Origin of the sequence: Actinomadura nitritigenes (genome assembly GCF_017573545.1) — a bacterium.
In the GTDB taxonomy this organism is placed as follows: Bacteria; Actinomycetota; Actinomycetes; order Streptosporangiales; family Streptosporangiaceae; genus Spirillospora; species Spirillospora nitritigenes.
Map to the genome: position 1 here is coordinate 1 of NZ_JAGEOK010000074.1, position 15,463 is coordinate 15,463.

The 15,463-nt window shown below is 71.3% G+C and carries 11 protein-coding genes and 1 pseudogene; 7 read left to right on the plus strand and 5 right to left on the minus strand.

Annotated features, from left to right (window positions below; all coding sequences use genetic code 11):
• A partial coding sequence (locus J4557_RS52450) for a transposase (RefSeq protein WP_372442609.1) occupies nt 1-179 on the plus strand: 179 nt, incomplete at its 5' end.
• Nucleotides 180-524: 345 nt separating this feature from the next.
• On the opposite strand, the gene J4557_RS48365 is transcribed toward J4557_RS52450, so the two are convergent.
• On the minus strand, nt 525-2,258 hold the full coding sequence (locus J4557_RS48365) for a hypothetical protein (RefSeq protein WP_208274651.1): 1,734 nt from the start codon (nt 2,256-2,258) through the stop codon (nt 525-527).
• A gap of 96 nt (nt 2,259-2,354) precedes the next feature.
• Between J4557_RS48365 and J4557_RS48370 the strand changes: the two genes are divergently transcribed.
• Genes J4557_RS48370 through J4557_RS48385 form a run of 4 tightly spaced genes read left to right on the plus strand, consistent with a single transcriptional unit; the run spans nt 2,355 to nt 7,732 of the window.
• Complete coding sequence (locus tag J4557_RS48370; RefSeq protein ID WP_208274652.1) at nt 2,355-4,439, plus strand: hypothetical protein; 2,085 nt, start codon at nt 2,355-2,357, stop codon at nt 4,437-4,439.
• On the plus strand, nt 4,436-5,716 hold the full coding sequence (locus J4557_RS48375; protein ID WP_208274653.1) for a CHAT domain-containing protein: 1,281 nt from the start codon (nt 4,436-4,438) through the stop codon (nt 5,714-5,716). The genes J4557_RS48370 and J4557_RS48375 overlap by 4 nt, the downstream gene beginning before the upstream one ends.
• Before the next feature lie 9 nt (nt 5,717-5,725).
• Nucleotides 5,726-6,241, plus strand: coding sequence for a hypothetical protein (locus tag J4557_RS48380; RefSeq protein ID WP_208274654.1), 516 nt, complete (start codon nt 5,726-5,728; stop codon nt 6,239-6,241).
• A 3-nt stretch (nt 6,242-6,244) separates the two neighbouring features.
• The gene (locus tag J4557_RS48385; RefSeq protein ID WP_208274655.1) at nt 6,245-7,732 is read left to right on the plus strand and encodes a CpaB family protein; all 1,488 of its coding nucleotides are present in this window, start codon (nt 6,245-6,247) and stop codon (nt 7,730-7,732) included.
• 506 nt (nt 7,733-8,238) lie between these two features.
• Here the strand turns inward: J4557_RS48385 and J4557_RS48390 are convergent.
• The 4 genes from J4557_RS48390 to J4557_RS48405 all read right to left on the minus strand — a co-directional run bounded on the left by J4557_RS48390 (nt 8,239) and on the right by J4557_RS48405 (nt 13,244).
• Entirely contained in the window at nt 8,239-9,777 is a 1,539-nt protein-coding gene (locus J4557_RS48390; RefSeq protein ID WP_208274657.1) for an amidase, read from the minus strand.
• An 84-nt stretch (nt 9,778-9,861) separates the two neighbouring features.
• Nucleotides 9,862-11,433, minus strand: coding sequence for a class I adenylate-forming enzyme family protein (locus J4557_RS48395; protein WP_208274660.1), 1,572 nt, complete (start codon nt 11,431-11,433; stop codon nt 9,862-9,864).
• A gap of 114 nt (nt 11,434-11,547) precedes the next feature.
• Nucleotides 11,548-12,135 (minus strand): response regulator transcription factor, encoded by a 588-nt coding sequence (locus tag J4557_RS48400; RefSeq protein WP_208274663.1) that lies wholly within the window; start codon nt 12,133-12,135, stop codon nt 11,548-11,550.
• Nucleotides 12,132-13,244, minus strand: coding sequence for a GAF domain-containing sensor histidine kinase (locus J4557_RS48405; RefSeq protein ID WP_208274664.1), 1,113 nt, complete (start codon nt 13,242-13,244; stop codon nt 12,132-12,134). The genes J4557_RS48400 and J4557_RS48405 overlap by 4 nt, the downstream gene beginning before the upstream one ends.
• Nucleotides 13,245-14,539: 1,295 nt before the next feature.
• Between J4557_RS48405 and J4557_RS48410 the strand changes: the two genes are divergently transcribed.
• Both J4557_RS48410 and J4557_RS48415 read left to right on the plus strand, forming a co-directional pair.
• On the plus strand, nt 14,540-15,193 hold the full coding sequence (locus J4557_RS48410; protein WP_208274665.1) for a TetR/AcrR family transcriptional regulator: 654 nt from the start codon (nt 14,540-14,542) through the stop codon (nt 15,191-15,193).
• Between the two features lie 158 nt (nt 15,194-15,351).
• Nucleotides 15,352-15,463, plus strand: a pseudogene (locus J4557_RS48415) (IS5/IS1182 family transposase); the annotation flags it as partial.

A 15,463-nucleotide genomic window follows, 5' to 3' on the forward strand; every position in this document is an offset into this window, starting at 1 on the left:
TCGAGTCCAGCGAGCGTCTGGGCCGCCACCGCTGGAAGATCGAACGGACTCTGGCCTGGCTTTTCGGCTACCGGCGCCTGACCGTCCGCTACGAACGCCACGGCCACCTGTTCAACGCCTTCCTCGTCCTCGCCGCAGCCATCACCTGCTACAAGAAGCTCACACAACTCCCCACATGAGACACGCTCTTAGAGCGCGCGAACTTGGTCGATGCGTTTGGTCAATCCGAGCAGGAGATCCGGTCGGTAGCCAAAGTGGACGGGCACACCCGCTTTGCTCAATAGTGCGTCAGTTCCCATTGGCATGAAGACGTCGCGCAGTAGAAGGCGCGGACCGCGCGTGTCTTGAGTCTGAGCAGGCTCGAGCTGGATGAACCGTGTGACCACTAGCTGGCGGAATGGTCCTGCAGGTGGGCGGTGCGTCGCCGGGTACCGGCCCCGGCATTAGGGGTCGGTCCTCCTCCGTGCAGGCACGGAGAAGCGATCGAGGCCTGAAGCTTTAGCGAGGAGCCGAGGCTTATCGACTCATATCGACGTCCTCGGCGTATCGGACGCCGACGCGCTCGAGTGGAGCTCGGCCAGTTCGGTCTCGGCGGTGGTGACGAGTTCGGCGACTCCCTCAGCGAGGCCAGGATGCCACCGGTCGGGGATGCTGGGCGGCGGGCCGGTGGCGGGGCTCACGCGCGCCAGCTCGCGCCGGGCGGCACTCGGCTGGTCGAGCCAGCAGGCGAGCAGCCACGCGGTCGCGGTCCGGGCCGACCGCTCGGCGGCGGTCTCACCGAGCGCGCGGTATTGCTGCGCCGCGTCGCGCCATTCGTTGAGCGCCTCGTGCCACTGCTCCGCATGGGCGAGGACGACGGCGCGGGCGAGGGCGAGGTCGGCGCGCGCGGCCCGCTGCCGGAGGTTCAGCTCACCGGCCCGGTCGCGGCTCCCGCCGGGGGACCCGTCCTCGACGAGGCGGGGCAGCGCCTCGCCGTCGATCAGGTCGAGTGCCTGGGCCGCCGCCCCGGTCCAGCGCAGCGCGTCGAGCCCGGTCAGCGGGCGCCAGGCGTCGGAGCCCAAGGCCGCGCCGCCCTGGCCGGGGGCGGCGCGGCCTTGGGCGCCCAGCACGGCCATGCCCAGGTAGACGCGGACGGGTCCGTAGTCGAAGCCCTTCCTGCGGTGCACGATGCCGTCGTAGAGCCACGGCCCGAACAGCGACAACCGGGTCGCCGGCTTCCAGTGGACGGTCTGCGCGTAGATGCGCGCCTCGCTCTCGTCGATCACGTCGTACCTGCCCAGGAGCCTCCCCGAAAGCGTCAGCAGCGCCTCGGCCGCGATCAGTACTGTCGCGGCGACCAGCGGTCCGTGAGTGTCGTGGAACACCACGACCGTCCAGAACGGCACCAGTCCCCGGCTGCTGAACATCCGGACCAGGCGGGTCAGGAGCCGCCAGATCGCGGCAGGCCACCTCAGCCCCAGCCAAGCCAGGAACGCGATGGCCGACAGGGTGATGCCGCCGGACACCCCGACGGCGTGGCGCTCGGACGCCCACTGGTCGGCCAGCCAGCCTCCGAGAGGGCCGCTCGCCAGCAGGGCGGTCGCCGCGACGGACAGGGCCACCACACCGCGACCCATCCGCTGCAGCCAGCGATGCCTGCCCCGCCAGGCGCGGCCCGTCGCCGCGAGCTGGATCGCCACCAGCACCGCGCAGGCCGCGCGCAGCGGCAGGTCCGGGTGGTTCCAGGTCACCGCGAGCGCGACGACCGGGGCGGCGGCCGCGCCCGCGGCCGCCGCCTGCCAGAACCGGTCGACCGGCATCGGCGGGCTCAGCACCGTCCCCCAACGCTGGAACCTCCGCGCCCAGGACATGGGCGGCCGCCACATGACCGTCCTGAGATGCACGACGCGCACGAGCGCGCCGGCGGCGACCGGGGCTGCCCAGGTGAGCAGCAGGCCGATGTCTGGCCGGACGAAGGAGAAGCACACTGCGGCGCCGAGCGCGACGTGCGGCAGGCCCGCCACCCCCACGAGCAGCCCGAGCAGGACGAGCACCCGGGGGTCGACCGCCTGCAACGCCCCGGCCAGGAAGAACGCGGCGGTGCCCCAGACGAGGACGGAGGGCAGCAGCGGCCGGACGCGGTGACCGGGCGAGACGAAGGTCTCGATCATGAGGACGCGGGGGTCGCGCTTGCGGGCGCGGGCCCGTTCCAGCATCGTCAGAGCCCAGGCCGAGGCCGCCGCGAGCGCGACGCCGAGCCCTTGGGCGAGGGTCGGCACACCATCAGGCTCACCGGGGCGGGCGGTGACTTCCAGTGCTTGGCCGGTTCCGGGCGGTACCGCCGTTGATCAGCGGGATCGCGCGACGATGGTGGCATGCGTCTGTGGCCCGCGGCCTACGGGATCTTCTGCGTGCTTCCGGTCGTGCTGGCCGGGTACGCGGTCGTGCGCGGGTCGCCGGTCCCCGCGCCGCTGCTCCTCGGTCCGGCGGCCGCGATCACCGTCATGAGCCTGCTGTACCTGCGCGTCACCCGGTGCCTGTCGCCGCCGCAGCGGGCCCGCACCCTCGGCCTGGAGTGCTGGGGCTCGTCGTGGGCCTACGTGATCGCCGCCGTCGCCGGCGGCTGGATCGCCCGGCTCTGGGACGGGGCGCCCTGGCTGGAGCGCTACCAGTTCTGGCTGGCGCTGGCGCTGTGCGCGCAGGAGTTCGTCGACTTCGGGCGGCTGCCCGGTTGGCTGCCGACATGGGCCAGGGTCGTCACTGACAAGGGCCTGCTGGCGTTCTTGGTCGGCCTGTTCCACGCGGACCCGACGTTCGCGGTCTTCGCGGCGCTGATGGTCGGGTTCTCCCTCCCGCTGCAGCTCATGGGCGCCGCCGGGATCCGCGCGCCGTCCGCGATGCCGCGCCGCCTAGACGCGCAGCGCTTCTTCAACGGCGGGGACGACTACCGCGCGGTGGTTGTCCGGACCTGGTCCGACACCGCCCTGCGGCGCCGCCGCAACCGGGTCGCCGTCCTGGCCTATCGGCTGGTGCGCGGGCCGTGGCTGCGCCCGCGCGAGCTCGACCACCGGCGGTTCGCCGAAGGCAGCCGCCAATACCGCTACGACCGGCGCCGCGAGCGGCTGGAGGCCTGGGGGAGTCTGCCCCCGGATCTCTCGCTGGTGCATTCGCTCTGTTACGAAGCGGATCTCGCCGCGCAGATGCAACGGCAGGAGGCGTCCCTGGAGGCCATTCACCCCACCACCGCGCGGACCGGGGAGGCGGCGTTCGCCTGGCTGGACGCGGCGGAGATGCTCGTCGGGCTCGCCGAGCTGCGGCACCCTCGTCCCGACGGCCGCCGGGAGCGGGCCATCGGCCTCGCTCGTGCCGACATCGCGTACATCCGGGGCGACATCAACTCCCTCCTCGGCCGCAAGGAGGACGCGGCGGCCGGCTACGGGGAGGCGCGGCGGTTGCGGCTGCGGTGCGGCCTGGTTAACCTCGCCGCCGAGGACATGGCCCAGAACGCCGCCGCCGTCCGCGGCGCCCTGAACTTCCAGGTCCTGCTGCCGGAGCGGGTGCTCGACGAACTGATCCCGATGCTGGACGAGCCCGGACTGCTCCCGTTGACCCGCCGCCTGCTGCTGTCCGGGGCCGCCGTCTGCCATGAGGCGCTCGGCGAACCAGAGGCCGCGAGGAAGGCCCGCCGCGCGGCGCGGGCGCTTCCCCTCCGGCGCCGGGACGCGTGGCGCCTCGGCCGAGAGGCGCGCCGGGCGGGGATCCTCCCGCAGGGCGTCCGCAGGACGATGGACCTGGCGGCGATGTACGAATGGCAGGACGGCGCGCTGGGCGGCCCCGCCGACCAGGACTACTACGCGCTCGACCTGAACGGCGCGCATCTGCCGCCGCTCATCCTGGCCAGGTACTACACCAACGCCGCGGCCAAGGGGCTGACCGAGGCGGGGATGCGGTTGTGGACGGCGGGCCGGTACGCCGAAGCGGCCGGCTTGATCCGCCAGGCCGCCGATCTGCTCGAACGCGAGGACCAGGCCGTCTACGCCTACGGGACGCTGCTGGATCTCGGCTCGGCGTTGCGGCGGATCGACGCCGCCGCCGCGTACGGCGACCTGTCGCGGGCCCTGGTCCTCCAGCAGCGGCTGCGCGGCACGGTCCGTGACGCCGACCTGCGCGCGACGTCGGGCGCGGCGACCGAGCGGCTGGCGTCGCTGATGATCGGTCTGCTCGCGGCGGCCGGGCCGGACCCGGGCGAGGGCTGGCCCGAGCACCGCGCGGCCACCGCGTTCGAGCTGTCGGAGACGGCGCGCTCACGCGTTCTGCTGGAACTGATGGGCGACCCCGCCGGCGGGACGGCCGGCGGGGAGCCGATGTCCTACGCCGAACTGCGCGCGTTCCTGGGCGCCGAGGAGCGGCGCGCCCGCCGCGGCGGGAAACGCGGGCCCCTGAGGGGGAGGACGCCGTGACCGCGAGCATGCTCCTGGCCGAGTACTTCCTGACCGAGAGCCGGGCCGTCATCATGGTCGCCGGGCCGGACGACCCGGAGCCCGAGCTCGTGACGGTGCCGTGCACGCTGGCGTCGGTGCGGTCGCAGGCGGGGGAGCTGACCGCGGCCTTCGAGTCCGCGCCGCGCGAGCCGGCCGCGCTGGCCCGCGCGGCGGCGCTGCTCGCCGGCGGCCTGCTGGTCGACCTGGTCGCCCCGGTCGTGGACCGCCTCGCGCCCGGCGACCGGCTCTGGCTCGTCCCGCACGACGCCCTGCACCGGGTGCCGCTGCACGCGGTGGACGCGGGCCTGGCCGGGCACGCCGTCGCCTACGCGCCGAGCGCGTCGCTGCTCCGCCACTGCCGCGCCAACCGCGGCGGGACCCGGCGCCGCGCGCTGGCCGTCACCGATCCGCCCGGTACGGCGCCGCTGACGTTCGGGCTCACGCATGCCGCGCTCCTGGGCCGCCTGTTCGACACCGAGACGCTCACCGGTTCCGGCGCGGCGGGCGCCGCGCTGACCGGACGGCTCGCCGGACCGAGAGCGGCCGAGCCGGACGATGAGGCCGGAGCGGCCGGGGCGCGGCGGCGTCCCGACATCCTGCACGTCGGTGCGCACGGCATGTTCGACGCGGCGGCGCCGATGCGCTCGGGGGTGCTGCTGGCCGACGGGCCGTTCACCGCCGAGCACTTCCTGGGCCTGCGGCTCACCGGCACGCTGGTGGTGCTCGCGGCCTGCCGGACGGGTGTCACGGCCACCCGCCCCGGCGACGAGCTGCTCGGCCTGGTGCGGTCGCTGCTGCACGCGGGCGCCCCCGCCCTCCTGGTCAGCCTGTGGACGGTCGACGAGCTGGCGACGACCATGCTCCTGGGGCGTTTCTACGAGGGACTCGCTGGGGGCCTCAGCGCGGTCGATTCGCTGCACGCGGCGCAGGCGTGGCTGCGCGGGATCTCCGCGGGCGACGTGCTGGCCTACCTGGCGGCCGTCGCACCCGGCACGCGGGGCGAGGCGGGCGCGCGGCTACGGGTCGCCGAGGCCCGGATCCGGCTCGCCGCCCGCGACTTCACCGGCGCGGCGGAGGCCTGCCGCGCGGCGCTGGAGGCGCCGGAGGACCCGGCCGTCCACCGCACCGCCGACACGCTGCGGCAGCGCGCCCAGCTGCTCGCCGGGCGTCCGGGCAAGGCCCCCGACCTCGACCGGGCGGTGTACGCGCACCCGTACTTCTGGGCGGCGTTCGTGCTGATCGGCGACTGGTACTGAGGAGGACGGATGGCGGTCAGAACGGCGGGCGAACTGATGGCGACCGAATACCGGACCGTGTCCGAGGAGGACGCACCCGCGCGCTCGGACGACCTTCTGGTGGTCGTGGCCGACGGTGCGCGGCCGCGCTGGGTGGTGGGGCCCGGCGGCCCCTGGCCGGCGGTCCAGCTGGGCCCGGACGACCCGGTCGCCGATCTGTCGGCGGCGCCGGGCGTGCTGCGACTGCTGAACGAAGGGCTGCTGTGCGTCCTGGTCGTCGAGCATGACCGCCTCATCGGCGTCCTGGAGTCCAGCACGATCCGCGGCGAGCTCGCCCAGGCGCTCGAGGAGGACGGCGACGCGATCGGCAGCGTCCTGGACGCGCCGGACTGGGAACTGCCCGGCACGCCGGCCCCGCCCGCCGCGCTCATCCGGGTCAGGTGCGCCGTCTGCGGGGCGGTCGGCGAGCTGGCCGAGTTCCCGCCTCCGGACGGCCTGTGCCCGAACGGCCGGGACCACCGGCTGGCGCCCGGCTGGGAGTCCTGATCGGTGCCCGGTCTCCTCGACGGCGCCGTCGCGCTGCTGGACCGTCGGCGGCTGACCTCCGTCTGGGTTCCGCTGGCCGCCTTCCTCGCCGCGGTCGCGGGCGTCGTCGCCGCGGGGGCGGGCTGGGGCACGACGATGCCGTGGTGGAACGGCCTGGCCGCCGACACGCGCGTCCTGCTCGGGCTGGGGGCGCTGCTCGCGACCATCGTGCTCGGGCAGTTCTTGGACGCCGCACAGACCGGGCTGATCCGCTGCTACGAGGGCTACTGGCCGGACCGGCGGATCCTGAACCCGCTGCGTGACGGGCTGCGCGCCCGCCACCTGGCCGCGCAGCGCCGGCGCGGCCCCCGCGATCCCGAACTCTTCCTCAGCTATCCCCGGACGGCTGCGCGCACCCTCCCCACCAGGCTCGGGAACATCCTGCGCGCGGCCGAGGAGCACGGCGATCGCTACGGGCTGGACGCGGTCAGCACCTGGCCGCGCCTGTACGGCGTTCTCCCGGACGCGTTCCGAGCCTCGTTCGCCCAGGCGGCCGCAGCGCTGGAGGCCGCCGTGACGGTCAGCTTCCTGGGCGGACTTTTCGCGATCGTCGGCGGCGTCCTCGGCGCGCTGTTGCTGCCCGGCCCCGGCGCAGCGGGATGCGTGTGGGGAGGAGCGCTGGTCGCCGTCCTGGGCTACCGGGGCGCGGTGCGCGCGGCCCGCCCGTACGCGCAGCTCGTCCGCGCCGCCTACGACGTGCATCGCTTCCTGCTGCTGGAGGCGATGGGCCTGCGGCTGCCCAGTGGCCCCGGCGCGGAACGCGCCCAGTGGGAGCAGCTCGGCAAGGTCTGGTACCTGGGCGCCGCCGACTTCGACCAGGCCGGAGCGCTGCGCTACCCGACCGAGCAGGGGCCCGACGAAGCGCGCGCGGCGGCGCGACCCGCGCCGCCCGTGCCCGTGCCCGCCGGTACGCCCGGACGCGCGCGCTCGCCCCGGCCCTCTCGCGTGCGCGCCGTGCTGGTGGCGGCGGTCCTGCTCGCCGGCGCGCTCGCCTGGACCGCCGCGGACACCCTGCCCGCGCGGCCATCCCTGGCCGCGTCCGGTGCAGGCGTCCGCGCGGCCCGCGACCTCACCGCGTTCCACCTACTGACCAGGGACGACTTGCGCCGCACCCGCGGCCCGGTCCGCCCCGCCGACCTCGTCGGCCGCTACACTCTCAGGCCCATCCTGCGCGGGAAGCCCGTTCGCCCGGTGGGCCTCGGCCCGCGCCTCGCGGCCGGCAGGCTCGCCGGACGGATCGTCACGACCGTCACCCTCAGCACGGGCGCCGACCGCGTCCGGCCCGGCCAGACCGTCGGAGCACGTGGCACGACCGCCTGGTTCACCGACCTGCTCGTCCTGGACGTGCAGGCCAAGGAAGTGCTCATCGTCGCAGTGCGCCCGGCGGACCTGGACCAGCTGTCACGCGACCTGCAGTCCGGCCCGCTCCGCCTCACGCTCCCCGCCGGCTGACGGCGCCTACGCCCGCAGGCCGCTGCGGACCCGGCCATGCTGGGAGTCCGGCGTCGCCGAGGCAGCGCGGTCGCTTGCGGCCACCACGACCCGTGTTGCCGGGCTGGCCGACGCGCACGCCGCCGGTTCCACACGGCGAGCTGGCGCCTGAGGCCGCCGCCATGGTGCGGTCCCGCCCGCCCTACCTGCCCGCGTGCGCTACCCCCGTGTTCCGCAGGGCTCCGGCCTCCTAGAGGGGGTCGCGCAGCGATCTGAATAGGACATGCGAGCGCGCTCTGAACAGCTAGACGGGGGCTGTGACGGAGGATCGGTTGGGGTTGGGTGAGGTTCTGGCGGCGGCGGTGTCGTTTCTGTTCGCCGACCTCATCGGCCAGCAGTCGGCGCGGTTCACCGAGGAAGCCGCCGCACAGCAGGGCCAGGACGCCGAGCAGATCCCCCTGGCCAGCAGCATCTATGACGAGGTGCTGCGCACCCAGCGGCCGGCCAGGGCGCCCGGTGGCGGCATGTCAGCGGCCAGAACCGGCGGATGTCGGCGGTCGTCGATGGGTCCAGGGCGCCGCTTGTTCGAGCTGGGCGGCCACTCGGATAAGGAGGTCTTCCCGGCCGTATGCCGCGACGAGTTGGACTCCTATCGGTAGCCCGTCGGCACTCCAATGCAGCGGTAGCGAGATCGCCGGCTGGCCTGTGACGTTGAAGGGGACGCTGTATTGCGTCGCTGTGTAGATGCGGTCGTGCGAGCGTTCGCGATCGTCCGGGTCGAAGTCGAGGTAGCCGAGAGGGAACGGCGGCACCGGCATCATCGGTGTGAGCAGCAGGTCCCAGCCGTCCTTCGACCACCACTCGGCCATGGTGCGGGTGAAGCGGTTGAGCACGAGGCGTGAGTGGACGGTCTCCGCGGCGGTCATGCGACGCCCCTGCTCGATGTGGTCGCGCGTCAGCGGCTCGAAGCGGTCAATGTCCAGCGGCCGGCCGATCGCCGCCTCGAGCCCCATGATGTTCGCCGCGAACAGCGCGGAGAGGGTTCCGAAGAAGTGCGGCATCAACTCCGAGCGCTGGGCCTGCATCGCCGCGGGCGCGGCGGCGTCGACGTCGTGGCCGAGCTCGGACAGGAGCGCGCCGGCTTGCGTGGCCGCGAGTGAGCATTCGGGGTCGGTCTCGAAGTCCTTGAGGCTGGCGGCTACCCCGATGCGCAGCCGGCCGGGCGGCACGCCGACCTCGTCGGTGAACGGACGCGCCGGGGTCGGTGCCGTGTACGGGTCGCCCGGCTCGCAGCCGGCGAGCACGTCAATGATCGCCGCCGTGTCGCGGACGGTGCGGGTGATGGCGCCCTCGACAGCGAAGCCGGCGGGTTCCTCGCCCTGATCGGGGCCCATCGACATGCGGCCGCGCGAGGCCTTCAGACCGACCAGCCCCGTCATCGAGGCGGGAATGCGGATCGACCCGCCGGCGTCGCCGCCGTGTGCCAGCGGGACGCTGCCCGATGCGACGGCGACGGCCGCGCCGCCGCTCGATCCGCCGGGCGAGCGCGAGGTGTCCCACGGGTTCAGGGTCGGCCCGAACGCGACCGGCTCCGTTGTCACCGTCGGCCCGAACTCCGGCACGTTCGTGCGCCCGAGGATGATGAAGCCGGCGTCGAGCAGCCGGCGCGTGACGTTGCCGTCGTGATCGGCGATTACTCCGAGGTCACGGATGACGGCGGAGCCGGCGTAGTTCGGCTGACCGGCCATCAGGCTCTGCCCGAGGTCCTTGAGCACGGTGGGTACCCCGCGGAAGGGGCCGTCGGGGAGTGCTCCGCCGGCTTCGGTGAGGGCTTCCTCGAAACGTCGATGGACCATGAAGTTCAGGGTCGGATCGGTTTCCTCGATTCGGGAGATGGCCGCTTCGACGAGCTCGCGGGGCGAGACCTCGCCGTCGCGCACCTTCGCCGCCAGCTCCGTCGCGTCGGCTTCGTGGATTTCGTGTGGCATGGACGGAAGCTCCTTGGTCGCGCGTTGTTTCGGATCATCGGGCGTTTTGTACTCGGTGGAGTTGAGAGACGCAGTCATCCCGCTGTCCTTTGCCTGCTGGCGCAGATAGGCCCGTTCGTCGTTGAAACGCCGTTTGTCGCGGGAGTGCCACGGTCTTTTGTCTCAGCTCAAGGTGGCCGCCGACTGGCGCAGCATGCGACGCATCAGCTTTCCGCTGGACGTGGTCGGCAGTTGGTCGACGAAGTGGATGGCCCGTGGGACCTTGTACGGCGCGAGGTGCTGCCGACAGTAGCCGCTCAGTTCCTCGGCGTCCGGGGTGCTACCGTGCGCCGGCACGACGTACGCGTGTGCTACCTCGCCCTTGACCGGGTCCGGCTCGCGGCCCACGGCGACGAGCGCGACACTCGCGTGGCCGATGAGTACTCGCTCGATCTCGGCTGGATACACGTTGTAGCCTGCGGTCAGGATCATGTCCTTGAGCCGGTCGACGACGAAGAAGCGGCCGGTGCCGTCGTGGGTCGCGATGTCGCCCGTGTGCAGCCAGCCGTCCGGCGTGATCGCCTCGGCGGTCGCCGCATCGTTGTTGTAGTACCCCATGGTGACCAACGGTCCGCGGGCCATGAGTTCGCCGGGCTCGCCGGGACGGCACTCGGTGACCCCGTCCTCAGTGCTGATCACCCGGAGTTCGTTCCCCGGCAGCACCACTCCGATGGAGCCGTGGACATTGGGGGCATAGAGCGCATGGGTGGAGCCCAGGCCGGACAACTCCGTCATCCCCCATAGCTCGATCAAGGGGGCGCTGGTCCGCGTCTCCCAGGCATCGATGACGCTCTCGGCGATCGTCTGTCCACCGACGGTGCTGCGAATGAGGGTGGAGAGGTCAGCCTCGGCCAGGGCGGGCGTGGCCAGCATGGTGGCGTACATGGCGGGGACGCCTTCGAACATCGTGGCCCCGTGCTGCTCAATGCGGCGGATCGCACCCTCGGGGTCGAACCGGGTCATCAGCACCACGCACCCACCGGCCATCCACGTACTGTTGATGACGACGTTGCCGTACACGTGCGCCGACGGCAGGGCGGTGACGACGATGTCATCGATTGTCCGCACGTGCATGGTGGCCGTGTACGCGCAGTTCAGCACCAGCGACAGGTGCGACTGCATGGCTCCCTTGGGATGACCGGTCGTTCCGGACGTGTAGGCGATGCAGGCGAGGGACCTCGGGTCCACCGACACCGGCTCGAAGGGAGTGGCTTCGGCGGACGCCAGGAGCGACTCGAAGGACTCGACCTGCCTGGTCGCACCATCGAACGCGACCACGCGCTCCAAGCTCTGGACACCCTCGAGCACACCCCCGACCGCCTCCAGACGCTCGCCTGAGGCCAACAGGACCTTGGCCCCGGAGTCGCTCAGGATGTATGCGAGTTCTTCGCCGGTCAGCATGACGTTGAGCGGGTTGACGACCGCACCGCAACGGAGGGCGCCGTGATAGGCCACGACCCACTCCCACCGGTTCTGGGAGACCAGCGAGACCCGGTCACCGAAGCCGACACCCCGCGCGCTCAGGGCGTGTGCCACGCGACTTGCCAGCCGGTCCAACTCCTCGAAGGTGAGGCTTCGCTCATCGGTGACCAAGGCGGTACGCCTCGGCCAGCGCCGTGCGGCGCTGGGCAGCAGCTGCCCCAGGTTGTCGAGGGACGGGATCGGCGTGGGATCAGTTGTGGGTTCGGCGTTCACGACATCCTCCGGCCTCGGATGCGGACGGGACACCGTATTCAAACCCGTGTGATGAGACGTGCGTCACTGCCGAACGGAAGGGTCTTTCAGATTCGGAATGGGGCGATCGCAGGTCTACAGCAGACCGAGGCGGTAAGCGGTGGCGATGGCGTCCGCTCGATTCCGCGCTCCGATCCGCTGCAGGATCTCTTGCCAGTACGCCTTCACCGTCGTCGGCCGGAGCCCCAGCTCCTCGCCGATCTCGCTGTTGGTCATGCCACTGGCGACGCACGCGAGGACCTCGCGTTGACGGGGAGTCAGCAGGGCCCGTCCGGGCGGCGCGTCGTCACGCAGTGTGCCTTGGTGGGCCGCCCGGACGACGGCCCGGAGTGTGGCGGGTGCGGTGTCCTTCGGCACGGTCGTGACCGCGCCGGCGCGCCGAGCGTGGGGGATCTGCGGATTGTGGGGATCAGCGGTGAAGAGCACGATGCGTGCCTGGGGTGCCGCCGCGCCCAGGACCGTGACGGCCGAGGTGACATCGGTGTCACCGAGCCGGACATCAAGGAGGATCACATCCGGCTTCCGCCCGTGCACCGCCGCGACGGCTTCCGGCAGCGAGGTCGCGGCTCCGAGCAGCTCGAACTCCTCCGCATCGACGAAAACGTTCTCGATACCCGCCTGGACGATCGGGTGGTCATCGACGACGAACAGCTTGATGCTCACAGCGGTACGCGTGCCCGAATCGTGAAGCCCTCCGTCGAATCGTCGTCCACGACGGACACGCTCCCACCGAGTCCCGCGATCCTGGCCTCCGCGCCAACCAGGCCGATCCCGGGACGAACCTCCGACGGCACAGGACCGTCGTTCGAAACGGCCACCGTCAACTGGTTCGGCAGCGCGGCAACGGTAACCGATGCTCGTGATGCGGTGGAGTGACGCTCCACGTTGGCCAGCGTCACGGCGACGAAGCGAGTCACAGCTTCGATACGGGCGGCGTCCAGCGGCGGCACGGCGCCGAGGAACACGGCGATCGCCTCGATGCCAGTCCGGTGCTGGAAGTCGTCGACGGCCCCCTGGATCTCGGCCCTCAGGTCGGTCGTCGCGCTCGCGTGCCACCCGTGGATCAGCTCTCGCACCATGCCACTGACCTCGGCGACCTCGCGTTGAAGCGTCTCCAGTTCGCACGCGAGTTCCACGTTCGCCGCGCGCCTGTGCACCTTCTCGGTTCTCGACGAGATCGAGAACAACAGAGCGCTGACGCTGTCGTGGATCTCCTCACTGATCCGACGTCGCTCTGCCAGGGCCGCGGCCGCCGCATTATCCCGACTCTTCCTCGCGATGCCGAGAGCGAAGCTCGCCCGCTGGGCCAGTTGCTCGATGTGGGCGATGGTTCGCTCGGCAAAAGGCCCCGCATCACGTCGTCCAACGGTGAGGACGCCGAGGACCTCCTCCTCGATGGACAGCGGCGCGGCGATCATCCGCCGGACGCGCTCGGCCTCGATGATGTGATCGAACTCGTGCGTGATGCTGATGGCCTCGGCGTACTCCTCGACCCAATGGATGCACGACTGCTCGAACACACGACCAGTGAGCCCCTGCCCCTGGTGAACGTCGAGGCTCTCGAGTTCCGAGGTTCGCTGCCCCAGGACGTGCTCGATCACGAGTCCGCCGGCGGGATCGGGCAGCGCGACCCAGGACACGGCCGTCTCCCGGCCTTCGACCTCGACCGCCTCCCGCAGCGTCAACGTCAGCGCCGACCTCGGGTCGAAAACGGTGCGAATGTCGAGCAGCGTGTCGAGCAGGCGTCGGCTCGGGACACCTTCGTCCGCCATGGGCGCCTCCCCCCGGTAACGTTGGTGCTTCAACGATAGCCGCGCCCTCGCCGGTCCCCTCAGTGCAGAAACTCGAGGTCGACCCGGGTTCCGCGCTTCCTCGTCCACCGGGCGCACCGGGCTTCCCGACCAGTGTGATCGTGCAGAGGGCGGAAATCGATGGAGATCCCGAGCGTAGCGCGGCTGCCCGCAAGCACCCCCTCCCGGCGTCGAAGACAGGTGGAGTCCGCGCGGGTTCACTAGGTTCCTGAGGGCGGCTCCAGTAGCAGGTTGGCAGGGTCGTCGGGCTGTTGAGCTCTTCCGGTTCTGCTGGAGCTTTCACCGTCACACTTACATGCCGTTGTTGGAGCACCGGATGCCCCACTCGTCGACCAAGGGCAGGTGCGCGAGGTTGGCCGCGGAGATCCATCCAGAAACGCCATCCTGGCTCGGGTGTGCGCGCACGGGCCGATCGCGGCGGTCTGCCGGCCGCGGGGGTTAGTGCTGAGCCTCGCCGTGGTCCAGGCGTGTCGGATACCGGCCTGCTACATGCCGTGGCGTACATGGGCCATCGACCGGCTCAACCGAAGGCCGCACTACTCGCCGCACTCGTCCCTCCGAAAGGCGACTTCCCGACTTCCTCACCCCGGACCCCGGCCGCCGAGGGGTTCGCAGCCACCCCGAAACCGTGCCGAGCACCCCAGCAGCAGGCATTCAAGCGGACCTCACCCACTGCGACACCGGCACGCGCCCCCACGCCGAACTGCACCGGTCGGCCGCCGGGAACCGGGAAAGCCTCCACACGCTCGGCGACGCCGCATCCTGGTACCACCGCAGCGTCCCGGAGTCGTTATGGCCGTCGGTCGAACGGGCGGGTCTGCACGGACCGCGAGGTCCGTGCGCACACGACCTGGCCACCCTTGGCTTGGACCGACTGCCGGCCAACCTGCCGTCGTGCATCCGCTGGACGCCGCCGACGCTGCACCCGCACTACCCGATCGACCGCGACATCGACCTCGCTGGCCGCGACCTCACCCCTGATTGCCCTACCGAATCGACGACAGTGGGGCGTCCCCCGGCTGTTCTGCGTCGCAGCTCTACGGCGGCCGCACTGGACCCGGGTGGCAACGAGCATCCGCTCGCCGCGGCCTCGGGCGTCGAGCCGCACCCGACGGCTTGCAGCGCACTTGGGCGCGGGGCGATATAAGCCCATCCATTGCGCCCACAATACCCGATCTTGACTAATTCTCTATGTTCGGCCTGATCCGGTGAAGAATACGCTGTTGAGTGAGACTGCTGGAGGGACGGTGCTGTCAATGCTGCACACGCACGAGGCTTCAGACGGGGACGGCGGCCGCATCCCCGAACGCGTGCTCACTACTGCCGCACGGCTGTTCTCCGAGCTCGGCTACGACGAGGCCTCCACACAGATCATTGCCGATGCCTGCGGCATCGAGCACAGCGTGGTGACCGACCGCTACGGCGGCAAGATCGGCTTGTACAAGGCCGTCCTGAGGAGTCTGACGGAACTCCGTATCGAATCCATGAAGGGCGCCTTGAAGGAGTTCACCCCCGACGCCGCTGGCCTGATCCGCCTGATCGACTCATACTTGGACTTCTGCCTGCAGTACCCGGAGTTCCCGGCGCTCTGGATGCACCGCTGGATGTCCGACGCCACTGACATCCCGGAGGTGGAGGTGCGCGACAGCCTGCGAGAGTTGGACCAGATCGTCGGCCGGATCGCTGAAGCAGTCGCGGAAGATGTGGACCCGGAAATGTTCAACTGGAACGTTGTCTGGACGATCAACAGCTTCGTCAGGGGTGGAATCACCGATGTCGACGGAGTGAGTCATCGTGCCGACGATCCGGACACCCTTCTGCGGTTCCGACGTCATTTGCATCAAACTGCACGGTGGGCAGCCGAACCTCGCTTGCCGACTGGCGGAGCGTCGAGGTCACCGTACCGATGACCTCAAGCCCCTTGCCTGGCACATAGGCATTCCCCACGCAGAGGTCAATGAGCCGTTTTCAACCTGCTGCGGTGGCCGCGGGGTTGGGCTGACAGACGGGTGAAGCCCCTGGTAGATGGGTTTTCGACCAAGAAGACCGGCTCCACCAGAGGCTTCGCATGCTTGTCTACCCGTCCGGCATCGATGTGTCCAGCGCCGCCCTGCGCCACCTATCCCAGCGCCTGCGGGAACACCGCCGCGCCATCGGCACCCGGTGGCGGCGCCTGCCCG

Bases quoted from the DNA above. Each gene is read 5' to 3' on its own strand.
- J4557_RS48370 (WP_208274652.1), top strand. From the start codon at position 2,355: ATGCGTCTGTGGCCCGCGGCCTACGGGATCTTCTGCGTGCTTCCGGTC.
- J4557_RS48380 (WP_208274654.1), top strand. From the start codon at position 5,726: ATGGCGGTCAGAACGGCGGGCGAACTGATGGCGACCGAATACCGGACC.
- J4557_RS48390 (WP_208274657.1), bottom strand. From the start codon at position 9,777: ATGACTGCGTCTCTCAACTCCACCGAGTACAAAACGCCCGATGATCCG.
- J4557_RS48405 (WP_208274664.1), bottom strand. From the start codon at position 13,244: ATGGCGGACGAAGGTGTCCCGAGCCGACGCCTGCTCGACACGCTGCTC.
- J4557_RS48410 (WP_208274665.1), top strand. From the start codon at position 14,540: ATGCTGCACACGCACGAGGCTTCAGACGGGGACGGCGGCCGCATCCCC.